16 protein-coding genes are annotated in these 16,659 nt (G+C 51.1%); 9 read left to right on the top strand and 7 right to left on the bottom strand.

Features of this window, described 5'->3' with window-relative positions:
• Positions 1–159, bottom strand: a 159-nt coding sequence (locus Q0711_RS11670) for a glycosyltransferase (RefSeq protein WP_366519089.1), incomplete at its 3' end; no start/stop codon positions are given.
• Between the two features lie 30 nt (positions 160–189).
• Positions 190–630: a DUF4168 domain-containing protein gene (locus tag Q0711_RS05050; RefSeq protein ID WP_299041839.1), complete on the bottom strand. Its 441-nt coding sequence runs from the start codon at positions 628–630 to the stop codon at positions 190–192.
• A gap of 292 nt (positions 631–922) precedes the next feature.
• Between Q0711_RS05050 and psaC the strand changes: the two genes are divergently transcribed.
• Positions 923–1,168 (top strand): photosystem I iron-sulfur center protein PsaC, encoded by a 246-nt coding sequence (gene psaC / locus Q0711_RS05045; protein ID WP_011056855.1) that lies wholly within the window; start codon positions 923–925, stop codon positions 1,166–1,168.
• Between the two features lie 89 nt (positions 1,169–1,257).
• Here psaC and Q0711_RS05040 read toward each other — a convergent pair whose 3' ends face one another.
• Positions 1,258–1,524, bottom strand: a complete 267-nt coding sequence (locus tag Q0711_RS05040; RefSeq protein WP_299041834.1) for a hypothetical protein — start codon at positions 1,522–1,524, stop codon at positions 1,258–1,260.
• A gap of 188 nt (positions 1,525–1,712) precedes the next feature.
• Between Q0711_RS05040 and Q0711_RS05035 the strand changes: the two genes are divergently transcribed.
• The 4 genes from Q0711_RS05035 to Q0711_RS05020 all read left to right on the top strand — a co-directional run bounded on the left by Q0711_RS05035 (position 1,713) and on the right by Q0711_RS05020 (position 7,453).
• Complete coding sequence (locus Q0711_RS05035) at positions 1,713–2,195, top strand: type IV pilin-like G/H family protein (RefSeq protein ID WP_299041832.1); 483 nt, start codon at positions 1,713–1,715, stop codon at positions 2,193–2,195.
• 125 nt (positions 2,196–2,320) lie between these two features.
• Positions 2,321–5,704: a glycosyltransferase gene (locus tag Q0711_RS05030; protein WP_299041829.1), complete on the top strand. Its 3,384-nt coding sequence runs from the start codon at positions 2,321–2,323 to the stop codon at positions 5,702–5,704.
• A gap of 198 nt (positions 5,705–5,902) precedes the next feature.
• The gene (petF1, locus tag Q0711_RS05025; RefSeq protein WP_298613403.1) at positions 5,903–6,199 is read left to right on the top strand and encodes a ferredoxin PetF1; all 297 of its coding nucleotides are present in this window, start codon (positions 5,903–5,905) and stop codon (positions 6,197–6,199) included.
• A gap of 111 nt (positions 6,200–6,310) precedes the next feature.
• Positions 6,311–7,453 (top strand): GNAT family N-acetyltransferase, encoded by a 1,143-nt coding sequence (locus Q0711_RS05020; RefSeq protein WP_298613400.1) that lies wholly within the window; start codon positions 6,311–6,313, stop codon positions 7,451–7,453.
• Here Q0711_RS05020 and Q0711_RS05015 read toward each other — a convergent pair.
• The 4 genes from Q0711_RS05015 to Q0711_RS05000 form a co-directional block, all read right to left on the bottom strand.
• Entirely contained in the window at positions 7,450–8,190 is a 741-nt protein-coding gene (locus Q0711_RS05015) for a hypothetical protein (protein WP_298613397.1), read from the bottom strand. The two genes, Q0711_RS05020 and Q0711_RS05015, sit on opposite strands and share 4 nt — an antisense overlap.
• A gap of 40 nt (positions 8,191–8,230) precedes the next feature.
• Positions 8,231–9,706 (bottom strand): hypothetical protein, encoded by a 1,476-nt coding sequence (locus Q0711_RS05010; RefSeq protein WP_298613394.1) that lies wholly within the window; start codon positions 9,704–9,706, stop codon positions 8,231–8,233.
• Between the two features lie 79 nt (positions 9,707–9,785).
• Positions 9,786–11,342 (bottom strand): DUF697 domain-containing protein, encoded by a 1,557-nt coding sequence (locus Q0711_RS05005; RefSeq protein WP_298613391.1) that lies wholly within the window; start codon positions 11,340–11,342, stop codon positions 9,786–9,788.
• Complete coding sequence (locus Q0711_RS05000; RefSeq protein WP_298613387.1) at positions 11,339–11,722, bottom strand: hypothetical protein; 384 nt, start codon at positions 11,720–11,722, stop codon at positions 11,339–11,341. Before Q0711_RS05000 ends, Q0711_RS05005 begins: the two co-directional genes overlap by 4 nt.
• Positions 11,723–11,924: 202 nt before the next feature.
• Here Q0711_RS05000 and gatA point away from each other — a divergent pair, with 202 nt between their 5' ends.
• The 4 genes from gatA (at position 11,925) to Q0711_RS04980 (ending at position 16,358) form a co-directional block, all read left to right on the top strand.
• Positions 11,925–13,373 carry an Asp-tRNA(Asn)/Glu-tRNA(Gln) amidotransferase subunit GatA gene (gatA, locus tag Q0711_RS04995; protein ID WP_298613384.1) on the top strand — a complete coding sequence of 483 codons (1,449 nt, stop codon included), beginning with the start codon at positions 11,925–11,927 and terminating at the stop codon, positions 13,371–13,373.
• 213 nt (positions 13,374–13,586) lie between these two features.
• On the top strand, positions 13,587–14,354 hold the full coding sequence (locus Q0711_RS04990; RefSeq protein ID WP_298613380.1) for a hypothetical protein: 768 nt from the start codon (positions 13,587–13,589) through the stop codon (positions 14,352–14,354).
• 494 nt (positions 14,355–14,848) lie between these two features.
• On the top strand, positions 14,849–16,015 hold the full coding sequence (rpoD, locus tag Q0711_RS04985) for an RNA polymerase sigma factor RpoD (protein WP_298613377.1): 1,167 nt from the start codon (positions 14,849–14,851) through the stop codon (positions 16,013–16,015).
• Positions 16,016–16,025: 10 nt separating this feature from the next.
• Entirely contained in the window at positions 16,026–16,358 is a 333-nt protein-coding gene (locus Q0711_RS04980; RefSeq protein ID WP_298613374.1) for a hypothetical protein, read from the top strand.
• Positions 16,359–16,659 lie beyond the last annotated feature (301 nt).

The following is a 16,659-nucleotide window of genomic DNA, read 5'->3' as shown; positions in this document are numbered from 1 at the left end:
TGCTTTGTCTATTAGTTCCAATGTTCGGTCTGTGGAGTTGCCGTCGGCCACCACCCACTCGAAGTCGGCATCTGTTTGAGCCACCAAGGAGGCAATCAGGTTAGGAAGGTCACTCTCGGCATTATAGGTCGCTGTAATAATGCTTAAACTAGGTGGCATAAGGTTATTTACTTGTTGAAGGCAGCAAAACTAATGTTGCTGTAATCGCAACATTTCAGTTTGAATGCGTTGGCTCAAAGCACTGTCCTGCTGCGCCCGCCGTGTAATCCCATTGAATTGCTCCATGGTCATATTATACTTTTTCAGTACCAGCATGGCCTCGCGCATATAGTTAGCGCAAATGGTTTCTAGGCCAATGGGGATATTTTGGGGATTCATGCCAAAGCAAGAATTCCGAGGTACTTGACCTTGGAAAACCGCTTGGGCTTGGCGATAGTATCGTTGGCGGATGGGTTCAATTTCCAGAACCACGCGGGCGTAGTTTACGATCTCCCACGGAGCAATCACCTCTGGACGTGGGGCAGTTTGAGCTAAGGAGCCAGGTGAGGGCACAGGCGTGAGCAGCAGACCTGCGCTCCCTACAACAAGGGGGAACCACTTCCAAGCCATTGACCACCACACGCAACGCATCCGACAACACTATCCTTGGAATCCTGCAAACGCCTTTCGGTTCCTCAAATACCCCGGATTAAGATCTGTTTTCCCCAAGATTGATCCCCCCATAGGTAAATTTACCGGACTTTACAAAAAAGTTACATTCTTTGAAGTTTGTCCATCCACGCCGCCTCGCCACCCGCCCCTGCGGTATCCTAAATCTCGGTATTTATCTCCAGACTGCCCTTATTGTCGGAGCTGAGGGCTTCCCTGAGCTGATGGTAGGGCAGCTAGCTAACATCCTGATTGTTTTAGGAGCGGATATTTCATGGCTCACACCGTCAAAATCTACGATACCTGCATTGGCTGCACTCAGTGCGTGCGCGCCTGCCCCACTGATGTCTTGGAAATGGTGCCTTGGGATGGCTGCAAAGCCGGGCAAATTGCCTCTTCCCCCCGTACGGAAGACTGCGTTGGCTGCAAACGCTGCGAAACCGCCTGCCCTACGGACTTTTTGAGCATCCGGGTTTATTTGGGTGCAGAAACTACCCGCAGCATGGGGCTGGCCTACTAGTTGCCTCTGAGGACACAAGGGGCGACAAACTTTTCCTCGGCTTGAGATAACTTCCCTTTGTCTCAAGTCTTTTATTTTTGCCCTGGCGCTTAGGACTCGTTTTCATTACTTAGCCGATGCTGCAGGTCATCCACTGCTTCATTGATCTGGGCTATCTTGGCTTCCAGTTCTAGGCGCATGGATTCCATCAGGCGTTCATCATTGCCGTTGAGAGATTCAGGCCTCTCTCGCTTTGAGAGTTGCAGCTTGTTACTGGAATTCTCCCTTACAAGCAAAGTGACGATAGAGCCGACAATACCCCCTACCACTGCACCGACCACAAAGCCCCAACCAAAACCATTTCCGCGGTTTTCCATAACAGCCAGCCGACCGACACGACCAGAGTTGCCTAGTTTACGACCAACCCTACTTTAACAGATCGCTCCCCTAGGGAACGGCAAAAAAACTCAAGGAATTTTTGGGTCGCTGTTAATTTTGCCCCCTGAGGTGGGTATGTTCTGATCTAGAGACAGGTAAATGTCTTGAACAAGGAGTTTAGGAAACTATGAAAACCGAACTGAAAGCCAAATTCCTCCAGCACCTGCTGGCCAAGAAAAAAGCCGATGAAGGTTTCACCCTCATCGAGCTGCTGGTGGTGGTCATCATCATCGGTATCCTCGCCGCCATTGCCCTGCCCTCGATGCTCAACCAAGCCAATAAAGCTCGTCTAGCGGCTGCCAAAAATGCTGCTGGCGCTATCAACCGTGCGCAGCAGGCCTACCGCTTGGAGAACACCCAGTTTGCACAGAATGTGGCACAGTTGGGGGTAGGCAGCTCTATTACTAGTGTTGAGGGCTACCAGGATGGAGTCATAACTCGGGACAACAACCCCGCGAAGGCAGCATACATTGCCTTTACTGCCGATGACAGTGCTGGCACAGGTGTCCTAGGCTGTGTTATTGCTAGTGGTGGCACAACAAGTGCAACCGTGGTTGCAAAAACGGGGGACAATAGTAACCAGGCTCCACAGACTACTGCATGCCAGTAGTAGTACTCTGAGAGTTAGTTAAACCAGTCAAAAGAACAACTAAGGTCTTATATGGAGCTAGGAATATCTTTCCTAGCTTTTTTTCACTACTATATGCTTATCCCTCTCCCGTAATGTTAAAGTTTATGCGCTTACTGTTTGTTGACCCTTCCTCCCTCTCCTATACAGTCGAGACACCAAAAGAAAGTCCTTTAGGAGGATCGCAGTCAGCACTGTGCTATCTGCTACTTAGCCTCCAGAGGAAAGGGCAAGAGGTCTTTCTAGCTAATAACTGTCAGGAGATATCCATTATTGCAGGAATTCCACACCTACCACTGTCTGCTCTTTCCAAGGAGAACTTAGCTTTTATTCAACCTAACGTCTGTATTGTACTCAACAGTGCTTTTTCTATCCAGGATTTAAGAACAATACTACCCCCAAGTACTAGCTTGGTTTTATGGACACAACACCATGTTGATCAACCAGCAGTTCAAAACCTAAGTGATCCCAGAATTGTATCTTTAATAGATCGTATTGTTTTTGTTAGCGAGTGGCAGCAGCAGCAGTACCTAACTCAGTTCAAACTTGCGCCCCATCTTCTCGTTGTCTTGCGTAACGCAGTTAGCCCCTATTTTGAACATCTATTTTCCCCAGAAGAAGCAATTCTCCAAGCAAAGCTACCCCGCATCAGGCTTGCCTACACAAGCACTCCTTTTCGTGGACTAGAGCAGTTGTTGCAGATTTATCCAAGAGTTTATCAAAGATACTCGAATCTAGAGTTAGACGTTTACTCTAGTATGAGTGTTTATCAAGTCAGTCCTGCTGAAGATCAATGGCAAGGACTCTACGAAAAATTCAAAAAACTTTCGGGAGTTAACTACCATGGTAGCTGTTCCCAAACAACATTAGCTAAAGCCTTGAAAAAGACTGCTATTTTGAGTTATCCCAATACTTTTGCTGAAACCTCCTGCATTTCTGCCCTCGAAGCAATGGCCAGTGGCTGCTTTATTGTGACATCTGCACTAGGTGCCCTCCCAGAGACCACAGCAGGCTTTGCAGAACTAGTCGAATTCACGACTGACTGGCCAACCTATCAAGCAAGGTATGAACAAGCTCTAGCACGAGTTATAGAGCAGTTCTCCTATCCAGAGAACCATCTGAAATTAGAAAGTCATTTACGGACTCAAGTCAACTATATCCATGACCACTATACGTGGCAACGGCGTGCGGATGAGTGGATTAACTTCCTGGAGACCTTGATAAATAATCGGCCTGTTGTATTAACTACTGAAAGTTGGAAAAGTCGTCTCGAATTTTACCTTAAGCATGAACGCTATCAATTGGTTATTGACACCTGTATTCAGTTGATTGAGCAGCGTCCCGAAGAGGCTGATTGGTTTGCTTATCAGGGTGCTGCCTACATTTTACAGGGAAAAGAAACGGAAGCACAGTTGCTATGGTCTTTCTGTATGACCGAATATCCTGAGGAGCAGTATCTTAGCGCCAGTCATACCTGGTCTAAAATCTTAATTGATTTGGCAAATTATGAAAAATTTTCATTGGAAAGTAGATTTGCCCTTGCAAGCTATGCCTATGAGTTTCAAGCCACTCCTAAAACGTCCACTACTCTTTTAGATTTATCTATTAAATTATCTTTACCGCCTGACGACATTAGATCGCTGATTAACAGTTTGAATAGTACACACTTTGAAGATACTGAAATAACAGAAGAGGATAAAGAACTTATCCTAGAAACACTAAGGAAGCTATTGGTTAGCTATGAAATTGACGAAGAAACTAATAAATTAATTGAAAACTGGGCAGAGCAGCTTGGCTTAAAAAAAGAGATAAGTCATTTACTATTTGAGCTAATCTTAAATAATCCAGAAAAAATGGCAAAAAATCTAGCAAAAACCTATATGAAAATCTCACCGATTGACTTTGCTGCTTATCATTTTCTGGCTTCAGCTCTCATTAAGTCAAAGTCACCGGAACTAGCATTAGCGTGCGCTAACTCCCTTTTAGAAGATTCTCTAGGTTTGACTCCGATTGGGAAAGACTTGGCTTTGAGCCGTAAAATAGACGTCTTGCAGACTTATAAATACAATATGCAGCTATCACAAGAAATGAGTTATTTGTGGAGACAGTGGTTAGATAACATCAATGACTTCAATAACTATTATGAACACCTAAACAAGGAGAATATTACCTTTCCTACTTTATTTTATACCGTTTCTTCTTATTTCATACTAAGCCACTATATTGATCAACCAAGCTTTCTCAAGCCAATCTTTAACCACAGGAACCAACTAGCTCAAGGGAAAGCTCCTCTCTTCTACCAGTTGAAAAAGCATCAGCCCATAGAGAAAGCTTTTTCAAATAACATTTCTAAACCTGAAAAAATAAAAGTTGGCTTCCTTGGTGTTTGCTTCAAAACACACCCCGCCGGGAATCAAATCCGCTCTTTTATCCGCTTGCGCAACAGAGATAATTTTACATTACACGCCTATAGCATTGAATACAGAAAGGAAGCATCGGATAACATGCGCGAATGGTTCAAGGCTGCTTTCGATCATTTTCGCTCTCTCACGGAACCTGATGCAGAAAAAATTGCCAGTGTTATACATGATGACGACTTAGATATCCTAATTGATCTTGACAGTTGCACTATTGACATGTCTTGGATGGCTCTCCATCTGAAGCCGGCGCCGGTGCAAGCGACATGGGTCGGGTTTGATGCGAGCGGCATACCGACGGTGGACTACTTTATTGTTGACCCCTACATTCTTCCTGAGGGAGCACAAGCGTGGTACACAGAAACCCTGTGGCGTTTACCGGATTGCTACCTTTCCCTCGATGGCTACGAGGTGGCTAATAAAGCAGGGATTCGGGAACAGCTGGGTTTGAGTGCCGACACAGTTGTTTTTATGTGTGCCCAGCGCACCAGCAAGATACAGCCGGAGATCTTGAAGTTGCAGTTTGCCATTGTGGAGGCAGTTCCCAATGCGGTGCTCCTCATCAAGTATCACCATAGCAGCAAGATTTTTGAGGAGTGGTGTCGCAGCTTTGCGGAGGTAAATCAGTTTGACGTGAGCAAGCTCTACTTCTTGACGTCAAATCCCCCAGAGATTCACCGCGCAAATTATTATGACGTGGATGTGGTCTTGGATACGTATCCCTATACAGGGGGTGCGATGAGTCTCGAAGCCCTCTGGATGGAGGTGCCAATTGTAACGAAGGTAGGCCAGCAGTTTGTGGCGCGGCACACCTATACGTTTTTGAAGAACGTGGGTGTAGAGGAGGGAATTGCTTGGACGGATGAGGAGTACGTAAATTGGGGAATTCGCTTTGGCACAGAGCCAGACCTGCGGCAGCGGGTAAGCTGGAAACTGCGGCAAGCAAAGCGCTCTGCTCCTCTTTGGAACCCGCAGCGTTTTAGTCGCGAAATGGAGAAAGCCCTTTCAGCAATGGTGCACCGCTATCGGACAGGGGAGTTGGTGGTGCCGCCGCGCCATTGTGTCGGTGAATAGCGCCAGGCATCGAGTTGGCTTAATTTTCTCCATAGGTTTCAATGTCTATAAGTATTTCAGATACCTTGGGAGCCTGAAATTACGAAAACGATACAAAGCCTGAGCGGAATCCGACTATCAAGGCTGGGGTTTTCCCCTAGTATCTAAATTGGAGCGTGATGGCTCCCTGCCTTTTCCCTAGATGAGAGGACAAGATTCATGGCAACCTATAAAGTAACGCTTGTACGTCCTGATGGAAGTGAAACAACCATTGATGTGCCCGAAGATGAGTACATTCTAGATGTGGCCGAAGAGCAAGGCATAGACCTGCCCTTCTCCTGCCGTGCCGGTGCGTGCTCTACCTGCGCTGGTAAGCTGCTGGAAGGGGAAGTGGATCAGTCGGATCAGTCCTTCTTGGATGATGATCAAATCGAGAAGGGCTTTGTGCTCACCTGTGTGGCCTATCCCCGTTCTGACTGTAAAATTCTCACCAACCAAGAAGAAGAACTTTACTAAGGCAATTTTGGGGGATTTATGTTGCTGGGGCGGTTGTCGTGGGGCATCGCCCCTTTGTTTTTACTGTGGGGCCGGAGTCCTTAAGATAGAGGTAGTGATTGGTGCCCGCTAATGGTTTCCGACTTGCCCTCTACTGGTGATTTGATGATTCGCCCCTTAACTTATCGGGATGTGGAGGTGGTGGAACAGCGGCTGTGCCAGGAAGGGGTACACGACCAAGGTTTTGGCTTGCCCTCCTTAGGGAACGGAGGGATGACCTCGCCGCTGCATTTGTTGCAATGGCTAACGGGGATGAGTAAGCAGCGCATTTATGTTGCCGAGCGGGACAATCAAGTGTTGGGCGTTGTCCAAGTCGCTCCCTTCAATGAAAGTCGCACCACATGGCAAGTGCAGCAATTGGCTGCCCAAGAGTTTACGGAGGTGGGTACACAACTCCTGCGCTATTGTTTTAGTACTCTGGTGGAAGCCCGCACCTGGATTGTGGAAATTAACATTGACCACCGCAAGGCCCTAGACCTCTACCGTCAAAATGGCTTCCAGCCTTTGGCGCATCTCACCTACTGGCAAATTTCCGTGGATCAGTTGGCAGAACTGGCACAGGGCACGCCGTCTCTCCCTAATCTGCTGAAGGTCACGAATGCTGATGCGCGGTTGCTGCATGAGTTGGATACGATGTCTATGCCGGCACTCGTGCGCCAAGTGTTTAATCGCCACTATCGAGATTTTCAAACGAGTCTGTTGGATTGGCTACAGCACGGTTTGGCCAGTTGGTCGCAACAGGTGCAAGTGCACCGTGCCTATGTGTTTGAACCGCAGCGCAAGGTGGCGATCGCCTCCTATACGCTCCATACAACCAAAGACGGACACATTCCCCATTGGCTAGATTTGACGGTGCATCCAGCTTATACCCACCTGTATCCAGAGATTCTGACTCACATCGCCCAGTTGGTCCAGTCTTACCCTGCAGCTCCTCTATTACTGTCCTCTACCGATTACCAAGGGGAGCGGGAAGCCTACCTTGAAAGTTGGGCGGAACCCATCCGTCGCAGTTTGATGATGTCCCGCTCGGTGTGGCACAAGGTGCGGGAGGTGCGATCGCCCCTCCCGGAAGGTCTGGCGTTGTCAGAAGCATTGCAAGGGTTGCAAACTCACCGCCGCCCTCAACCGGGTCAGATCAATACTCAGGAGGGGACACAGGCCTACTACCACGAGCACTCACCCGAAAAGACGTCGCCCCCGAAAGCTCAATCTTAATCTTGAGAGAAGGAGATTTCTGAGGTTTCAGTGTATCCTTGAAGGGCTTGCAGAAGATGCTGGATGGCTGTTTCCTTGTCAAGGGGGATCTGCTTAGGTTCAGCAGTCAACGTGAGTTGGGTGAGCTGTGGCAGATTTTCAAGGAGTTGGTTGTAGGTATTGCTCTTGGTCGTCAAAGGTGTGTTCTGCGGCAGATTTAGGAAGCTAATTTGCTCGGGCAAGTAGAAGATGGGCTGCAATTGCTCTAAGGGAAAGGTGCTATAGCCTCGGGCATCGGCCGGATGGTGTTGCCAATAGTCCAAGAGGGTCTGGCGATCGCAAAAACCCAGCATCTGTGCCTGCCGGCGATCGCGATCCAAACCAACAGCAACCGCCAAATCGGCGTTAATTACCCCCAAAAATGTGGGGCAATGAATCCGTAGAACATCTCCCTGCTCGACGGGATAGAGGGATAACTGCACCCCTTCCAAGTTCAGATCCGCAATGTCCACAAGGTCAAGAACCTCTGGCCGCTCGCACCAAGTGGTACTCAAGGTTAGATCATCGGGCAGATCATCCAAATCATCCTGCTTACTGGGAACTCCCTCATTTTCCCACCAGTCTATAAACGAATAAAGGGCAACCAAATAGGGTAGAACCTGCCGTTGCCGACTGGGACGACAGCCCTGAAGCACCGCATGGGCGGCATCCAATGTCAGGGAACGAATGGGAACAGTCGGTGCCGAAAAGGAAATCATAGCCGTCGTATCCAAATCAAGTCCGAAAAAGCGAGGCTGCCTAGGGAAGGTAGTAAATGTCGTTATGCTCACACCACTGGGCAAGTTTGGCCTCTATTTGCTCATCAATTTGTTTTGCCGTGCACAGGCCACGGGCATAGTCAGGGTGAATTTCACGGCGGGCTTGCCGCCGCTGGTGGGGGCTGGGGATTGATTGGGTTTCATACCATCGCTTCATCCATTGCGGAATTTGGGGATCTTGAAAGAATTTACGGTAGAGCCACAGCCGATATTCACGACCGAGGCAGCGAGAAATCGTGGGCTGGCTAACAAAGAGTTCGCGGGCAATTTCCGCCTGGGTACGGCGGCGCTCACACCAATCCCTCACCCATGTCGGCGTCTGGGGATCATTGAGAAACTCCACCATGCACTCCACCCCTTGGCCATTGCCGGTTGGCAGTGTGCGGGTATCGGGATAATTGTCAATCCACTCTTGGTTGCTATCCGTTGAACAAATGTTTAGAGAGCGGGTGGACTGGACGTAGCGTCCGAGAATGCGCCGCACCTGTTGATGAATATTGCGGGTGTATTCAATTGTCCAGCCCAAGAGTTGGGCAATGTGCTGACGCAACCGAGTGGTGGAGACCCGAATACGGGGATCGGTAATCTCCGTTTGCACGATTGTAATCAACTGCGCACAGGCTTTGGGATCAATTTCCCGCTGCACCTCAGGGGGCGCTGCCTGATAGCGCTCTTGAAAGACTTGGAGGGCACGGTTGTCATAAAAAAGCAGCTCGTCGGCCTCGCGTTTGAGCAGTTTGCGTTTTTCATCCGCCAGTTTGTTGCTGATCACAGTGCGCACCCATGCCTCAAAGGTGGGACGACCATGACCTGTTGCCCCAAAGGGCTTGAGGGGATCAAAGGATTTCATTGCTTCCCAAAGCCAGCTTGTGAGGTTGCTTTGGCATTGTTCGGGATCAGGGCTACCCAGACAGACGCTACGCAGCAGATCGCGGTATTCGTGGCGAAATTGGGGGGATAGGAGAACCGTGGCTCCGAGTTCTTGGCGTAGGCACTGAATAAAGAAGGCAAGGAAACACTCCGCCTCGGTCAGCTGTGGCAGGGGATTGCGATTCACAAGAGTGGGGCGGCTAAAGGCCAAGACAAGTTGCTTTAGCGGTTGATTGGACTGGCTCCGATTGAGGCGATCGCACTCATCTTGAATAACGGTGGCGGGAATTTGCAGTAACCGCAGCACCGTTTTTTGCACCGCCTGCTGTTGCAGTTGATCGCGGCTGAGGTTTTCTAGGCAGCGGGGAAAGAGGCGAAAATAGGCTTCCACGAGGCGTTGCAGATAGCCGCCGCGTTGACTTAAATGGGGATCAATGTTGCGCTCTAGGATCGCTCGCAGGGTTTGAAAGAGGGGCTTCACCACGGTGGGCGATCGCTCCCCGGCCAGATAGCGAGACCTAGCTGCCTGCCATAGCGGCAACAGCTGTTCCACCTCAAGATCGGGGCTGCGGGTCGAAAGACTCATCCGAAATCGGCAACATGAAAAGATTTACTGACCATAGTAGCGGTTTTTGCCGATGTCCTTGGGAGAATCGGAGGATCAGTTAAGAGTGCTCCTCTTCGTGGAATGAGGGGGAGTTCATCGCTTGGGGAATCACGGTTCCCAGTGGCGCCGGCAAGCGGGCGATCGCCTGCTGCACAAAGGCTCGAATAAATTCATCGCGGCGATTGAGTTGAAACTGCCGTTGCACCACTTCCCCCATACCGCCATCTCCCCAGTCTTGGTTGTGGCGAAAGTACTCAATAAAACTCTTACCGGCAATGCGAGTGAGATAGGCGGCGGTAACCCCCTGAACCGCTTTGCCCACCACCAGCCCCCCAACACTCAACTGGAGAGCCGTGCCCACCAGATTCATGGCACCTTTGACAATGCCGAGACTGGCAAGGGTTTTGCCCAAGGAAAAGGCTAATTCGCGGGCGCGATCGCGATTCAGATCACAACCATAGACCTTGCCCATTTCCATCACCATTTGGGCATTGACAGCCGCCGCTGCCAGTAAATCCACCATGGGGATGGGGGTAACACAGACCACAGCGGCACTAATCCACTGGTAGCGCTCTACCACCTTCTCTGCCCGCCGTCGCCGTTGCTGGTCAATAATTTTGCGCGCCTGCTCCCCTAGGCGTTGGGATTGGAGCAAGATGTTGTCGGCCACAAGGTCATCCCCTTCCTCACGCAGAATGGCGCTCATCCGCCGAATCAATGGCCAGATGTGGGGTTCTGGCTCTAGCCACTCTCCGGTCTCTAAACGAATCGGTTGGGGACGGGCGGCAATGCCCACTACGTCCTGGGGTGGAATTAACCCCTTGACCCGCTGTCGCAGGTGGCGCAAAAGAGCCAATTGATCGGCCTCGGAGCGCAAATCCATTTTGTTGAGCACCAAAAGGGAGCGCTTGCCCATTTCCACCAAGTTCACCAAGGGGGTATATTCCGACTGGCGCAAGTCATCATCGAGAACAAAAAGCAGTAAGTCTGCCTCTGCGGCCAGTTGGCGGGCTAATTGCTCACGGTAGGTCCCCGCAACGCCAGCTTCTAGAATGCCGGGAGTATCGGTAATCAGAATTTCTTGATCTGTATGGGACAGCCGAAAGCGATAGGTTTGCCCCACCTCCGTTGTGCCCATTGTGGGTGCCACTTCTCCCACCATCTCCCCAATTAGAGCATTGACAAGGGAGGTTTTACCCGCTGAGCCGGTGCCAAAAACCACAATCCGCAATTCTCGGCGGTAAAAGTCCTCCTCTAACTCCCGTGCCCGTGCCAACAGTGCTTGCCGTGCCACCTCATCTTCAATTTGACTCAGTTGTTGCCGTAGGGCTTTGAGATTTTCAGCAGCGGCTTCCGTTTTATCAAGGGGTGCTTGGGGCACAGCGGTGGCAGGCTTGGGTTTGCCCTTGCGTTCCAGTAAATATAGGTAGCGAAAGAAAAGGTAGAGCAGTCCCCCCAATAGACCAAGCAGCACCAGCACCAAGAGATTAGCTAAAAAGGGAGCCGTAAAGGACACCTGCACATAGAGCCACGTCAGTGCCGAGACTAACCAGAGGATGAGCACCAGAATAGTGCCGAATCCCACAAGAGGCCAAAACCAACGCTGAGGGGTCATGGCAGGTGTTTCATCAAACGCTGCAAGAGAGGCAATTTTAGGGATTGCCTCCGCCAGAGGCGCACCATGAGTCCCAAGTTCACCAGAAAGTAGGCCGATCCCCAAAGACTATTGAGAAACAGCAGTAAGCCATGGGGCAGGGACTGGACTTCACTCACACCGGCTGCCCCGTTTAGCAGTCCATAGCCCAACAGCCAAATGAGACCGATAAGCAGGGCAAGGCGACTGACATGGCGGGTTTGGCGATCGCTGCCGCGGCGGCTCAACTGCCAGAGCGCCGGAATCATGCCAAAAATGGGCAGCAAATAAACAAAGAACCACAATCGCTGCAATGTCGGATTGGTAAAGGCGTCCCGATCTACGGGGTCGAGCGGCTCCATCAAATACTCCCTACAGGCAGGGGCACCGTTGTCAGGGATTCTTGATCCTTAATATATCGCCGATTTGCTCAAGACACTCCTGTGCCAAAACCGTTCCTCTGGGGGGATAAATGATCAGCCCCATTGCTAAACTTAAGATCGGCCTGTTTGCGGCCATGCCCGCGATCGCCAGTGTTGCGTTGTCACTAGGAAATCTGCATTTATGTCAGTGATTCAGGAGCTACACCGTCAACTCGTTCGCAAAGAACGCTCCGCCACTGAAATCACCCAAGCCTATTTGGATCGCATTGCCCAAGTGGAGCCGACGCTCCATAGCTTTTTAACCGTGACGGGCGATCGCGCCCTTGCCCAAGCTGCTGAGGTGGATAAACGCATTGCTGCCGGTGAAGACATTGGCCTGCTCACAGGGATTCCCTTAGCCATCAAAGATAACCTTTGCACCTATGGGGTACGCACCACCTGTGCCTCTAAGATGCTCGAGCACTTTGTCCCCCCCTACGAGTCCACGGTGACCCAAAAACTTCAGGCGGCCGGCGCGATCATGGTGGGCAAGACCAATCTCGATGAGTTTGCCATGGGCAGCTCTACCGAAAACTCTGCTTTTGGGTTCACCGCCAATCCTTGGAATCCAGAGCGAGTCTCTGGGGGATCCTCCGGCGGATCCGCTGCTGCCGTTGCGGCCGGGGAATGTGCTGCTGCCCTTGGTTCCGATACGGGGGGATCCATCCGTCAACCTGCCGCTTTTTGTGGGGTGGTCGGTCTCAAGCCCACCTATGGTTTGGTGTCCCGCTATGGGCTGGTTGCCTACGCTTCCTCCTTAGATCAAGTTGGCCCTTTGGCAGCCACTGTTACCGATGCGGCGATTCTCTTGGGGGCGATCGCGGGTCATGATCCCAAGGATGCCACCAGTTTGCGGGTGCCAGTTCCCGACTACACCCAAGCCCTCAAACCCGATCTTGAGGGGATGCGTATTGGCCTCATTCAGGAAACGGTGGGCGAGGGCGTGCAACCAGAGGTGAAATGTGCCCTTGAAGCTGCACTGAAAACCCTCCAGGAACTGGGAGCCACTGTTGTTGAACTCTCCTGTCCCCGCTTTGCTTACGGTCTGCCCACCTATTACATCATTGCCCCTTCGGAAGCCTCCGCCAATTTAGCTCGCTACGATGGGGTAAACTTTGGCTTTCGTGCTGAAGGTGCCAGCGATCTCCTTGAAATGTATATGAAAACCCGTGCCGAGGGCTTTGGCGCTGAAGTAAAGCGACGGATCATGATTGGTACCTATGCCCTTTCGGCCGGCTACTACGATGCCTACTACCTCCGAGCGCAAAAGGTGCGTACCCTGATTAAGCAGGACTTTGCCCAAGCCTTTGACCAGGTGGATGTCTTGGTCTGCCCCACCGCTCCCACCACTGCCTTCAAGGCCGGGGAGAAAACTGCCGACCCCCTGAGTATGTATCTGTCAGACCTGATGACCATTCCCGTCAACCTTGCGGGATTACCCGCCTTGAGTCTCCCCTGTGGCTTTGATCAAGAAGGGCTACCCATTGGCCTGCAATTGATTGGCAATGTCCTGCGAGAAGAAACCCTGTTTCACGTTGCCTATGCCTATGAACAGGCCACGCCTTGGCATAAACAGCAACCCCAAATCTAGACTTCAACCAAAGTGGCCACTCACGTAATCCATAGTGGCTGGCTCTTGGGGAGGGTTGAAGATCACACCCCTGTAATCATACTCTAACGAAGTGGCCCACTCGATTGGCTCGTTCTGTGGCCTCTGCATAGGATGGAAAAGGTGCTGCGACGACAGGGGATTTTCCAAAAAGCCCGTGCCGATAATCCCACCCCCTAGAATGGGTGTATGGAAATGGTTGAAAAATCTCAGCAGCGGCTGATTTTACGCAGTCGCCCTTGGGGTCTTTGGCTGACGGGTCTGATATGCTGCCTTGGTGCTGCGGTGCCGATTTGGTTTGCAGCCCGCTATGAGCTGGTGTGCCGCCATGAGGTGCGGGTTGTGGATAGTCGTTGCCGCTGGATGCGCTCTGGGGCAACGGGGGTACAGATCACACAGATTCCCCTCCCGCGGCTCCAAGGGGTAGAAATTATCGAGCAGTGGCGTTCTGGCCGTGGCCGACGTTACCTTGTCTATCAGGTGCACCTACAAACAACAGGTGGCTCCATTGCTTTTGGCGAATTTACTAGCGATCGCCAGAGCCGAGAAGCCATTGCCGAACGAATCCGCCGCTTTTTGCAGCAGCCCCAACATCCCCCCTTGCGGTTAGTGGAAGACAACCACTGGTGGGGGTTTTTGATTTTGGTCTTCGGCTGGGGCCTCGGGTTACCCTTGATCTTGATTGGTGCCAAGGTGCTGGTGCTGGTTTTTGATAAAGCCGCGGGTGTCGTATCGTTGCAATATAGTAGTCTTCTCAAGACAGAAAAGAAAACCTTCCCTTGGCATGATGTCAAGGACGTAGTCGTGCAGATCTCCCGTGGCAACAAAGGCAGGCTATTGGCTCGTTTGGCTTTGGAGTTGCAGAATGGGCGGGTGATTCCGCTGCGGTTCTATTACAGCAGTGATGTCAGGGGCGCTCAGGCGCTGCAAGCAACTATTCGGGCGTTCCGTGAGCATTCGTGATCAAAAGCAACGGGCACGGCAAGAGGGACATCCATTAGCTAAGCTAGAATCCAGAAATTTTCCTCAGGGGGGATGGAAATTTTATCTGAGAGCAGGAAATTAGAACTTGTTCGCGGTTGTTGACGCGAGCGATCGCTAGCCCTGAATTCTAGAAAAATTTACCCCTTTGCTGTGGGCGATTTCTGTTAGAAAGGCTACAATCAATGAGGTTTTAGTTAAAATTAGTCAAAAGATTCCTGTACAGTCTCAACCGCTTGCTGCTGCCTGCTCCCTGACCCCTTAGGTCACACAGGAAATTTTTCAAATCCAGCGGTAGAGAACCTGAGGATGTGGAATCTAGAGTCTATTCCCCCGTCCAACCGCTTTCCTTAGCTGCATTCAATCCTTGAAATGTGGCTGACGATTCTAGCGTCACCGAAGGCAACGGTTGCCGACAACACACCGACAATACACATTTAGTAGGACATTTAGGGAGATTTTACGAGGACAACGGCATGACCCAAGCGAATGTACTTGACGTTTACGACCCCGCAACGACCCCCCTTGAAGATGAGGTGGCTCTACTCAGTGAGTATGCCCCTGATGCTCTAGACCTCGAGGACGAGGAGAGCGAAGACTTTGAGGAGGTGAGTGACGATCTTGACGACAAGTCCACAAAAGGTCGTGCCAGCCGACGACGCCCACAGGTCAAAAAGAAACATTACACCGAGGACTCAATTCGTCTCTATTTACAAGAAATCGGCCGCATTCGCTTGCTGCGTGCCGATGAAGAAATTGAACTAGCCCGCAAAATTGCAGACCTCCTAGAAATGGAGCGGGTGCGCGATCGCCTGTGCGAACAATTAGGCTGTACCCCCGAAGAACTAGAGCGCAATCCTGAACCGTGGGCCAAAGAACTGGGGATGACGGTACAGGCGTTTCGTCATCGTCTTTTTGTCGGTCGCAAGGCCAAAGAAAAAATGGTGCAATCGAACCTGCGCCTAGTGGTGTCGATCGCCAAAAAATACATGAACCGAGGACTCTCCTTTCAGGACTTGATTCAAGAGGGCAGCCTAGGGCTAATCCGCGCTGCTGAGAAATTTGACCATGAAAAGGGCTATAAATTTTCCACCTACGCCACATGGTGGATTCGTCAAGCCATTACCCGTGCCATTGCCGATCAATCCCGCACCATTCGTCTGCCGGTGCACCTGTACGAAACCATCTCCCGCATCAAGAAAACCACCAAGCTCCTCTCCCAAGAAATGGGGCGCAAACCCACTGAAGAGGAAATTGCCGATCGCATGGAAATGACCATTGAAAAACTGCGCTTCATTGCCAAGTCGGCACAACTCCCCATCTCCCTTGAAACTCCCATCGGCAAAGAGGAAGATTCCCGTCTGGGGGACTTTATTGAATCCGAGGGGGAAACCCCGGAAGATCAAGTGTCGAAGCATCTGCTGCGGGAAGACTTAGAGACTGTATTGGGCACCCTTAGCCCCCGCGAGCGAGATGTGTTAAAACTGCGGTATGGGTTGGACGATGGTCGCATGAAAACGTTAGAGGAAATCGGTCAACTCTTCAACGTTACCCGCGAGCGCATTCGCCAAATTGAGGCCAAGGCTCTGCGGAAACTGCGCCATCCCAACCGCAACAGTGTCCTCAAGGAATACATTCGCTAAGGAGTCATTTATGTTGCGTCCCCTCATTGCCTTTACGGTTGGTCTGTCTGCCACCCTTGTGGCTATGCCGCAACCCAGTTCTGCCCAAGCTTGTGCCCATGCCAAAGGATTGAGTCAAGGCCTGAGTCATACCTCATTCTTTGATAGCGGCAAGCTGCCGATCGCCCTAGGGCTGGGTGCGGGTGCGATTACCGCAGCGGCAGTGGGGGTGACCCTGTGGCAACAGCAGCAGCAAACTGAGACCCCAACCCCTACTTCTGAGGCTACTTCTTTGGAACTGCCGGTGGTCTTGCCAGCGTCTGAAGGTACAGAGCGTTCTGAAGATGTGACGCCGATTGCTTAGTTATAAATTACTCCCCCTTATCGGGGGGGCAGGGTATCCCTAGGGTGTAATTCCATTGCCCAGTGGGATACTCTGTTATTTCATCTATGTCTATGGCACAGTCTCTGCTTATCGTACTGGCCTAGCACCGGGACGTTTGATGGGCGATCGCTGCGAGAACGTGATGGTTCTCTTTGCAACCTCTCAGACAAACATGGACGGACAGCATTTTCGCTCCCCGACGGCGGATTGCTCATGGCTATTGGCGATAGCGGCAATTCCTCGATTGAACTAGAGGTCAACAACAACACCCTCACTCAAG

The organism is uncultured Thermosynechococcus sp. (genome assembly GCF_937958135.1).
Taxonomy (GTDB): Bacteria; Cyanobacteriota; Cyanobacteriia; order Thermosynechococcales; family Thermosynechococcaceae; genus Thermosynechococcus.
This window is presented reverse-complemented; position numbering and strand designations above follow the sequence as displayed.

Excerpts from the sequence above, each read along its gene's own strand:
- Q0711_RS05050 (WP_299041839.1), bottom strand. The coding sequence starts at position 630 with ATGCGTTGCGTGTGGTGGTCAATGGCTTGGAAGTGGTTCCCCCTTGTT.
- psaC (WP_011056855.1), top strand. The coding sequence starts at position 923 with ATGGCTCACACCGTCAAAATCTACGATACCTGCATTGGCTGCACTCAG.
- Q0711_RS05040 (WP_299041834.1), bottom strand. The coding sequence starts at position 1,524 with ATGGAAAACCGCGGAAATGGTTTTGGTTGGGGCTTTGTGGTCGGTGCA.
- Q0711_RS05035 (WP_299041832.1), top strand. The coding sequence starts at position 1,713 with ATGAAAACCGAACTGAAAGCCAAATTCCTCCAGCACCTGCTGGCCAAG.
- Q0711_RS05030 (WP_299041829.1), top strand. The coding sequence starts at position 2,321 with ATGCGCTTACTGTTTGTTGACCCTTCCTCCCTCTCCTATACAGTCGAG.
- petF1 (WP_298613403.1), top strand. The coding sequence starts at position 5,903 with ATGGCAACCTATAAAGTAACGCTTGTACGTCCTGATGGAAGTGAAACA.
- Q0711_RS05020 (WP_298613400.1), top strand. The coding sequence starts at position 6,311 with ATGGTTTCCGACTTGCCCTCTACTGGTGATTTGATGATTCGCCCCTTA.
- Q0711_RS05015 (WP_298613397.1), bottom strand. The coding sequence starts at position 8,190 with ATGATTTCCTTTTCGGCACCGACTGTTCCCATTCGTTCCCTGACATTG.
- Q0711_RS05010 (WP_298613394.1), bottom strand. The coding sequence starts at position 9,706 with ATGAGTCTTTCGACCCGCAGCCCCGATCTTGAGGTGGAACAGCTGTTG.
- Q0711_RS05005 (WP_298613391.1), bottom strand. The coding sequence starts at position 11,342 with ATGACCCCTCAGCGTTGGTTTTGGCCTCTTGTGGGATTCGGCACTATT.
- Q0711_RS05000 (WP_298613387.1), bottom strand. The coding sequence starts at position 11,722 with ATGGAGCCGCTCGACCCCGTAGATCGGGACGCCTTTACCAATCCGACA.
- gatA (WP_298613384.1), top strand. The coding sequence starts at position 11,925 with ATGTCAGTGATTCAGGAGCTACACCGTCAACTCGTTCGCAAAGAACGC.
- Q0711_RS04990 (WP_298613380.1), top strand. The coding sequence starts at position 13,587 with ATGGTTGAAAAATCTCAGCAGCGGCTGATTTTACGCAGTCGCCCTTGG.
- rpoD (WP_298613377.1), top strand. The coding sequence starts at position 14,849 with ATGACCCAAGCGAATGTACTTGACGTTTACGACCCCGCAACGACCCCC.
- Q0711_RS04980 (WP_298613374.1), top strand. The coding sequence starts at position 16,026 with ATGTTGCGTCCCCTCATTGCCTTTACGGTTGGTCTGTCTGCCACCCTT.